Origin of the sequence: uncultured Nevskia sp., from assembly GCF_903885465.1 — a bacterium.
Taxonomy (GTDB): domain Bacteria; phylum Pseudomonadota; class Gammaproteobacteria; order Nevskiales; family Nevskiaceae; genus Nevskia.
In genome coordinates, this window is record NZ_CAISIQ010000365.1 from 1 (window position 1) to 7,813 (window position 7,813).

General features: G+C 64.4%; 7 protein-coding genes. 3 read left to right on the plus strand and 4 right to left on the minus strand.

Annotation, left to right across the window (positions count from 1 at the left end; translation table 11 throughout):
• The first annotated feature begins 97 nt into the window (after positions 1–97).
• Entirely contained in the window at positions 98–1,351 is a 1,254-nt protein-coding gene (locus tag QZY06_RS14330) for an FAD/NAD(P)-binding oxidoreductase (protein ID WP_295685720.1), read from the plus strand.
• Positions 1,352–1,357: 6 nt separating this feature from the next.
• On the opposite strand, the gene QZY06_RS14335 is transcribed toward QZY06_RS14330, so the two are convergent.
• Positions 1,358–2,371 (minus strand): AraC family transcriptional regulator, encoded by a 1,014-nt coding sequence (locus QZY06_RS14335; RefSeq protein WP_295685722.1) that lies wholly within the window; start codon positions 2,369–2,371, stop codon positions 1,358–1,360.
• 126 nt (positions 2,372–2,497) lie between these two features.
• Here QZY06_RS14335 and QZY06_RS14340 point away from each other — a divergent pair, with 126 nt between their 5' ends.
• Both QZY06_RS14340 and QZY06_RS14345 read left to right on the plus strand, forming a co-directional pair.
• The gene (locus QZY06_RS14340; RefSeq protein WP_295685724.1) at positions 2,498–3,412 is read left to right on the plus strand and encodes a sterol desaturase family protein; all 915 of its coding nucleotides are present in this window, start codon (positions 2,498–2,500) and stop codon (positions 3,410–3,412) included.
• A 235-nt stretch (positions 3,413–3,647) separates the two neighbouring features.
• A complete protein-coding gene (locus tag QZY06_RS14345) occupies positions 3,648–5,054 on the plus strand; it encodes a porin (protein ID WP_295685726.1) in 1,407 nt (468 codons plus the stop codon).
• Positions 5,055–5,122: 68 nt separating this feature from the next.
• Here the strand turns inward: QZY06_RS14345 and QZY06_RS14350 are convergent, their stop codons facing one another.
• From QZY06_RS14350 to QZY06_RS14360, 3 genes are all read right to left on the minus strand, one after another.
• Positions 5,123–6,160: an isocitrate/isopropylmalate family dehydrogenase gene (locus QZY06_RS14350; protein WP_295685728.1), complete on the minus strand. Its 1,038-nt coding sequence runs from the start codon at positions 6,158–6,160 to the stop codon at positions 5,123–5,125.
• Positions 6,161–6,241: 81 nt separating this feature from the next.
• Positions 6,242–7,159, minus strand: coding sequence for a tyrosine recombinase XerC (locus tag QZY06_RS14355; RefSeq protein ID WP_295685730.1), 918 nt, complete (start codon positions 7,157–7,159; stop codon positions 6,242–6,244).
• Between the two features lie 302 nt (positions 7,160–7,461).
• A partial coding sequence (locus tag QZY06_RS14360; protein WP_295685732.1) for a DUF484 family protein occupies positions 7,462–7,813 on the minus strand: 352 nt, incomplete at its 5' end.

A 7,813-nucleotide genomic window follows, 5' to 3' on the forward strand; every position in this document is an offset into this window, starting at 1 on the left:
CTATTTATTTAGATGTATAAGTTATAACGTTATTCCATAATCTGATTATAGGATTGAGCTCTCGTTTCTCTCAAGCCCGTTCCGGGCGGAGCACTCCATGACGCAAACCTCCAACAGCGGCGCCGTACTGATCGTCGGCGGCGGTGCCGCCGGCATCACCGTTGCGGCGATGCTGCGCAAGGCGCGTCCGGCCTTGAAAGTGACGATCGTCGAGCCTTCCGAACATCACTACTACCAGCCAGCCTGGACGCTCGTCGGCGGCGGCGCCTACGACATCGACAAGACCCGCCGGCCGACCGCCGACTTGATTCCGCCCGGCGTCGAATGGATCCGCGCCCGCGCTGCCGGCTTCGATCCGGCGGCCAGCCAAGTGACGCTCGACGATGGCCGCAAGCTCGGCTACGACCATTTGGTCGTCGCCGCCGGCCTGCAGCTCGACTGGCAGAAGATCGAAGGCCTCAGCGCCACCTTGGGCCAGAACGGCGTGTCGAGCAATTACCGTTTTGATCTGGCGACATACACCTGGCAAAGCATCCAGGCAGTGCGTGGCGGCGCGGCGCTGTTCACCCAGCCGGCGATGCCGATCAAATGCGCTGGCGCGCCGCAGAAGGCGATGTATCTGGCGGCCGATCACTTCCGCCGCAGTGGTCTGAAGGTCGACGTCAGCTTCCACACGCCGGGCCCGTCGATGTTCGGCGTGCCGTTCTACGCCAAGGCGCTCAGCAAAGTGGTCGACCAGTACGGCATCACGCCGCGCTACAACCACAACCTAGTCGCCGTCGATGGCCCAGGCAGGCGCGCCATGTTCGAAACCGGCCCGGCCGATGCCCGCACCAAGGTCGAATTCGCCTTCGACTTCCTGCATGCGGTGCCGCCGCAGTCGGCACCGGACTTCATCAAGACCAGCCCGCTCGCCGATGCGTCCGGCTGGGTAGCAGTCGACAAGCAGACGCTGCGGCATAGCCAGCACGCCAACGTCTGGGGTCTCGGCGATTGCACGACGACCCCGAACTCGAAAACCGCCGCTGCCGTCCGCGCCCAGGCGCCGGTGCTGGTCGTCAACCTGCTGCGTGCGCTCGGCGGTTCGGGCGAGGAAGCGCGTTACGACGGTTACGCGTCCTGCCCGCTGACGACGTCGCGCGGCAAGATCATGCTCGCCGAGTTCAGCTACGACGGCGTGGTCACGCCCAGCTTCGCCGGTGACCCACGCATTCCGCGCCGCCGCTACTGGTGGCTGAAGAAACACTATCTGCCCTATCTGTACTGGGAGCAGATGCTGCGCGGCACGCCAGGGCCGGACTGGCACCGCAAGCGCGACTACCCGGAAGCAGTGCCGGCGCTTGTTCCCTAGCGCGCCTTAGCCGAAGCCGCGCTGCTGCCGGCGCCACTGGCCGGGCGCCAGGCTGGTCCAACGCTGGAACGCTCGCGTGAACGCCGCCTGATCGGTATAGCCGAGCAACTGCGCGACTTCGGCCAGCTTCAGCCGCGGATCGCCGAGCCAGGCCTCGGCGAGGCCACGCCGGGTGTCATCGAGCGCGGTCTGGAAGCCGGTGCCGGCGGCATCGAGCCGGCGCTGCAAGGTCCGTGACGAGCAATGCAGCCGCTGCGCACAGGCGGCGAGGCTGGCATCACCATCCCGCAGGGCGGCGGCGATCGTTTCCCGCAAACGGCGCTCGAAATCATCGACCGGCGGTAGCCGCGCCAGCAGGGCCCGCGCCTGCGTATCGAGCAGAGCACGCAGGGCCTTATCGGGTTGGCGCAGCGGCGCGCTGAGCATCGCGGCGGGCAGGCGGATGATCGTGGTCGGCGCGTCGAACTGCACCTCGCAGCCGAAGAACGCCTGATACAGCGCCGGATCAGCCGGTGCCGGATTGATGAACGACACCGCAAGTGGTGCGGCCGTCGGCAGCGAGGTGATGTTGCGGGCATAGGCGACCAGAGCGGCGATTGCGCATTCGTCGACCAGCTGTCCCGGCCGGCCGCGGGCCTCGCCCCATTCCAGGGTCACGCCTTCGGCATCGAGCCGTACGGCGCCCGGATTGACGTCGTAGACCAGGCGCTCGTACTCCGCAACCCGGCCCAAGGCTTCGGCCAAGGTTGCACAGCACAAGGTCAGATAGCCGAGCAGGCCGAAGTGCGCGGGCTGAATGCGCGCGCCGACGGCCAGCCCCAGCGCCGGTTCGCCCAGCGTGGCATCGGCTTTCGCCAGCAGCGCCGCCCAGTGGGTGACCGGCACCCGGACCAAGCCACCGGCATCAGCCGTTGGCGCCGATTCTCCAAGCACGACCGCGGCATCACGACCGCGCGCCGCCAGGTACTCGTGCAGCAGGCGCACGTAAGTCGCGGACACATGGCCCTGCAAGGTCGTCATCGTGGCGGATGCCTGCCGTGGCGTGAAAGATCAAAAGAATGGCGGCGAGCGATCAATCGGCGCAAGCCGGACGAGCGGACAATCCCACCAAAGAAAGATGAAAGAAAGACGGAGGAGACCGCGATGATGGACCTGATCAACTCGATGTTCGGCCCGCACATCGACTGGAAACAAGTGGTGCTGACGGCGATGACGCCGCTGTTCCTGATCGCTTTCGCGATCGAATGGCAGGTGATGCGTGGCCGCGGCCAGCGTGCGCCGTTCAATGGCAAGGAGATCGTCGCCAACCTGATGCTCGGCGGCGCATACCAGATCTTCGAAGTGATCGCCCACGCGCTGATCACGGCGGCGGCGGTGGCCTGGTTCTGGCAGCACCGCCTGATCGACGAACTGCCGGTCAATGGCTGGACGATCCTGCCGATCTTCTTTGCCGTCGAGCTTTGCTACTACGGCTTCCATCGCGGTAGCCATCGCATCCGCTGGTTCTGGTCGGCGCATGTCGTCCATCACACCGGCAAGGTCATGAACATGACCACGGCGATGCGCCAGAGCCTGCTGTATTCGATCACCGGCTGGTGGCTGTTCTTCATGCCGCTGGTGCTGCTCGGTGTGTCGCCGGCGGTGGTGTTCTTCCTGTACGGCGTCAACCTGAGCTACCAGTACTTCGTGCACACGGAGAGCGTCGGCAAGCTGCATCCCTGGATCGAGTACGTGTTCAACACGCCGTCACACCACCGCGTGCATCACGGCCGCAACGCGCAGTACATCGACAAGAATTACGGCGGCGTGCTGATCCTGTTCGATCGCTGGTTCGGCACGTTCGAGCCGGAAGTGGAGAAGGTCGATTACGGCGTTGCCGTACGCCAGCCGGAAAGCCACAACCTGCTGGTCCTGAACTTCCACGAGTTCCGCGACTTGTTCCGTGACGTGTTCCGTGCCGGCCAGCTGCACGCCCGGCTCAAGCATCTGGTGATGCCGCCGGAGTGGACGCGTGACGTGCCCGCTGCGCCGGCCAACGCAGCCAGCATCAGCCGTCCTTGATGCGAGAAACGTGATGCCGAGCGGCGCGGACTGAATCGGCGCCCCCGGGATCTATCGGAAGGCACTTGAACCGGTATCAAACAGGTTCAGGGAGTGTCATCAAACTGTATTTATCGGCCAATAAAATCTTCGGGTTTTCATTGCCGATCAGCCATTCTGCCTGAGCAGAAGTGTCGATTCGGAGAATATCAGCAAAACATTCACACAAAATATACTTTCCGATTGTTACAAGCCCATGAAAAAAGCGTCGCTCGCTGCTGTGCTCTCCCTGACTGCCGTTCTCCCCAGCTTTGCCGCGACGCTTGATCTGTTCGTCGATCAGAAGACTGGGCAGATATTCGCCGAGCCGGGCCCCGGTCGTTCCAAGCTCGGGACCTTCGTCCAGGTGGACGAGCCGAAGGGCGCCGCTCCGGCCGCGACACCGCCCGCACCGGTTGCGGCTGCGCCCGTTGCTCCGCCCCCGGCAGTCGTTGCCGCTGCTCCGGCACCAGCCGCCAAGCCGGCCGACAAGAAGTGGTACGACCGGCTGGCGCTGCGCGGCTACACCCAGCTGCGCTTCGACCAGGGTCTGGACGCCACGGCCAAGGACCTGCGTTCGCCCGGCGATCGCTTCATCGGCGACAACCAGAGCCTCGGTATTCGCCGTGCGCGCGTCATCCTCAGTGGTGACATCAGCGAGCATCTGTCGCTCTACCTGCAGCCGGATTTCGCCAGCACGCCGACTGGATCGAGCACCGGCAATTTCGCCCAGCTGCGCGATCTCTACGCCGATATCTTTTTCGACAAGAAGCATGAGTACCGAATTCGTGCCGGCCAGTCGAAGATTCCCTACGGCTGGGAAAATCTGCAGTCCAGCCAGAACCGTCTGACCCTGGATCGCACGGACGCGCTGAACAGCGCGGTGCGTGACGAGCGCGATCTCGGGCTGATCTTCTACTACGCACCCTCGGAAATCGCCGAGCGCTTCCGCATGCTGGTGCGGGACGGGCTCAAGGGCTCGGGCGACTACGGCCTGTTCGGCCTCGGCGTCTACAACGGCCAGGGCGCCAACCGTCTCGAAGCCAACAACAGCCTGCATACCGTTGCCCACTTCAGCTACCCGTTCAAGTTCGACTCTGGCCAGATCGTCGAACTCGGCCTCGACGGCTACAACGGTTATTACAAGACCAGCTCCGGTTCGATCAGCGTCAACGGCGAAACCTTCACGCCGACGACCAATACCCGGCCGCGCGGTTTCAAGGATCAGCGCATCGCCGCGCATTTCATCATCTACCCGCAGCCGTTCGGCCTGCAGGGCGAGTGGACCGTCGGCAAGGGCCCGGAACTGGATCTCGGCCAGAAGCGTGTCGACGTGCAGTCCCTGAGCGGCGGCTATCTGCAGGCGATGTACCGCACACCGGGCCCGATCGGCATGCTGACGCCGTACGTGAAGTACCAGACCTACGATGGCGGCGCCAAATTCGACACCAACGCGCCGCATTTCGATGTCGAGGAAATCGAAGCCGGCCTGGAATGGCAGTTCTGGCCGGAACTGGAGCTGACCATGGCCTATGCGCACATGAACCGCACCAACGTCACCGCCGCGCCGTACAGCGTCGTCGACGGCAGCCTGCTGCGCATGCAGCTGCAGTGGAACTACTAGCGCGTTCTGTACAAAACCCGTCATTCCCGCGCAGGCGGGAATGACGAGGGCTTAGCCGCCAGCAGCGATCAGCCGTTCTTGACCCGCGCCACCAGCGCCGCCGCATAAGCCGAGGTGCTGGCCGATCCGCCGAGATCGCCGGTGCGGATGTTGTCGACGTTCAGCGTGTCGTTGACTGCCTTGCGCAGCCGCGTTGCCTTGTCGGTGAGCTTGACGTGGTCGAGCATCATCGCTGCCGCCAGCAGCAGCGCCGTCGGATTGGCTTTCTGCTGGCCGGCGATGTCCGGTGCCGAGCCGTGCACGGCTTCGAAGATCGCGGCATCGCTGCCGATGTTCGCACCCGGCGCCATGCCGAGGCCGCCGATCAGGCCGGCGACCAGATCGCTGAGGATGTCGCCAAACAGGTTGGTGGTCACCAGTACGTCGAACTGCCAGGGATCGAGCACCAGCTTCATCGCGCAGGCATCGACGATGATCTCGCTCATCTGCACTTTGCCGTGGTAGCCCTTCTCGATGTAGAGGTCGCGAGCGGTCTCCAGGAAGATGCCGGTCAGCGCCTTCATGATGTTGGCCTTGTGCACCACGGTGACCTTCTTGCGGCCGGTGGCGATGGCGAACTCGAACGCGTATTCGAGGATGCGCCGGCAGCCCTGCCGGGTATTGATACCGGTGGACATGCCGACCGCATGCGGATCGCCGCCGATCGGAATGAAGTGCTCGTAGCCCATGTACAGGCCTTCGATGTTCTCGCGCACCACCACCAGATCAATCTTTTCGTAGCGCTTGCCGGGAATCAGCGTCAGCGCCGGCCGCAGATTCGCATAGAGCTGGAATTCCTCGCGCAAGCGCACGTTCGATGAGCGATAACCGCCACCGCTCGGGGTTTCCAGCGGGCCCTTCAGCGCCAGGCGCGTGCGGCGGATCGAATCCAGCGTGGCCTTCGGCAGCGGATCGCCTTCCAGGGTGACGCCCGCCAGGCCGGCGATCTGCGTATCCCAGTCGAACGGCGCTTCCAGGGCATCAAGCACGGCGAGCGTGGCGTCGACGATTTCAGGGCCGATGCCGTCTCCGGGAATCAGTGTGGCGGGAATGCGGGCGATGGTCATGGGGGACTCTGCGAGGCGGGAGGGTAATGGCAAGCGAAATATGCGCAGCAAGCTTTGCGCCGGGATCGTCGGGTCCGAGCGCTAATCGCCTTCTGGTTTCCGGCGTGCGCGCGGATGGGCCTGGTCGTAGACCGCGGCGAGGCGCTTCCAGTCGAGCTGGGTATAGATCTGCGTGGTGGCCAGGCGGGCGTGGCCGAGCAATTCCTGCACCGCCCTGAGATCGCCGCTGCCCTCGAGCAGATGAGTCGCGAACGAATGGCGCAGCTTGTGCGGATGCAGATGCGCCGGCAGCCCGGTGCGCTGCGCCCAGGCATGCAGCGCAGTACCGATCTGGGTGCGCCCCAAGCGGCCACCGCGCGGGCCGGTGAATAGCGCGCGTTCGCCGATGGAAGCAATCGTCGCGCGATCCCGCAGCCAGGCGTCGAGCGCCGCGCGGGCATGGCTGCCGACCGGCGTGATCCGTTCCCGATTGCCCTTGCCGATCACCCGCAGTTCGTCAGGAAAACCGTTCGCGGCATTCGGCGGCACATCGAGTTGATGCAGTTCGGCGAGACGCAGGCCGGCGCTGTAGAACAGCTCGACCATCGCCCGATCGCGGCGCTCGAACGCCGTGTTCGCCGGGGCATCGAGTGCAGCGCCCAGGTCTTCGGCGTGAATCACTTTTGGCAGCACCCGAGCGCCTTTCGGACCGCGCACGCCGGTCGCCGGATTGTGGCTCAGCTCGCCGGTGCGGATCAGAAAGCGGAACAGGCCGCGAACGCAGGACAGATAGCGGCGCAGGGTCGGCGGCTGCAGGCCTTTGCGATGGCTGCGGGTCAGAAAGCCGCGCACCGTGTGGATATCGACTTTCGCCGGCTCGCTGATGCCGCATTCGCGGCAGTAGACCAGGAAGAAGCCGCATTCGCGGGCCACAGCGCTGGTGGTGGTCTTCGGCGCTTGCCGCTCCACCGTCAGGTGGCGCAGGTAACGGGCAAGCGCGTCGCTCAGCGCATCGCCCATCGATTCGGAACTGGCAGCTGGCAGGTTGATGCTCGTTAGGGCCTGTTCACGCTAATGGGATCGCTGCGGCGGAGGTCGTTTTTGCCCAGTGCAACGAATGAGGCGCGGACAATGGTTGTTCCATTGGCGCGACGAGAGAGGCAGCAATGGGCAAAAACGATCCCGCCCCGAAGGGTTGCGGCCAAAAAGCCGCCGGGACTTCGTTGCGAACCTTGACCATAGGTGGCTATGGCCTGCGGTTCGCGCCTCGCCCGGCGGCTTTTTGACCTGCAACGCAGCGATTCCATTAGTGTGAACAGGCCCTAATTCATCCGTGCGCGAACGGCGGCGGAGACCAGCTCCGCCGTCATTTCCAGAAACAGCTTGCCCTGACGCGGCTGGAAGCGTTCGACATCCCGCGAACCGAGTGCGATGAAGCCGAGATGCTTGTCCTTCTCCAGCGGCACCACGGCTGCCGAAGCGATCAGCACCTCGGCTTTCGGGAACAGCAGCTTGGTCTTGTCCGGCTCGATCGGTCCGCAGTCGATCAGCCGCGTGCGCAGAAAATTGTCGTAGGCGCGGGCGATCGCGCCATTGGCTTCGATCGGCACGATGCCGTCGATGTCATGGCGCCGATAGGCCGGCGCATGCAGGCCGAGAAAGACGTCGTCGATA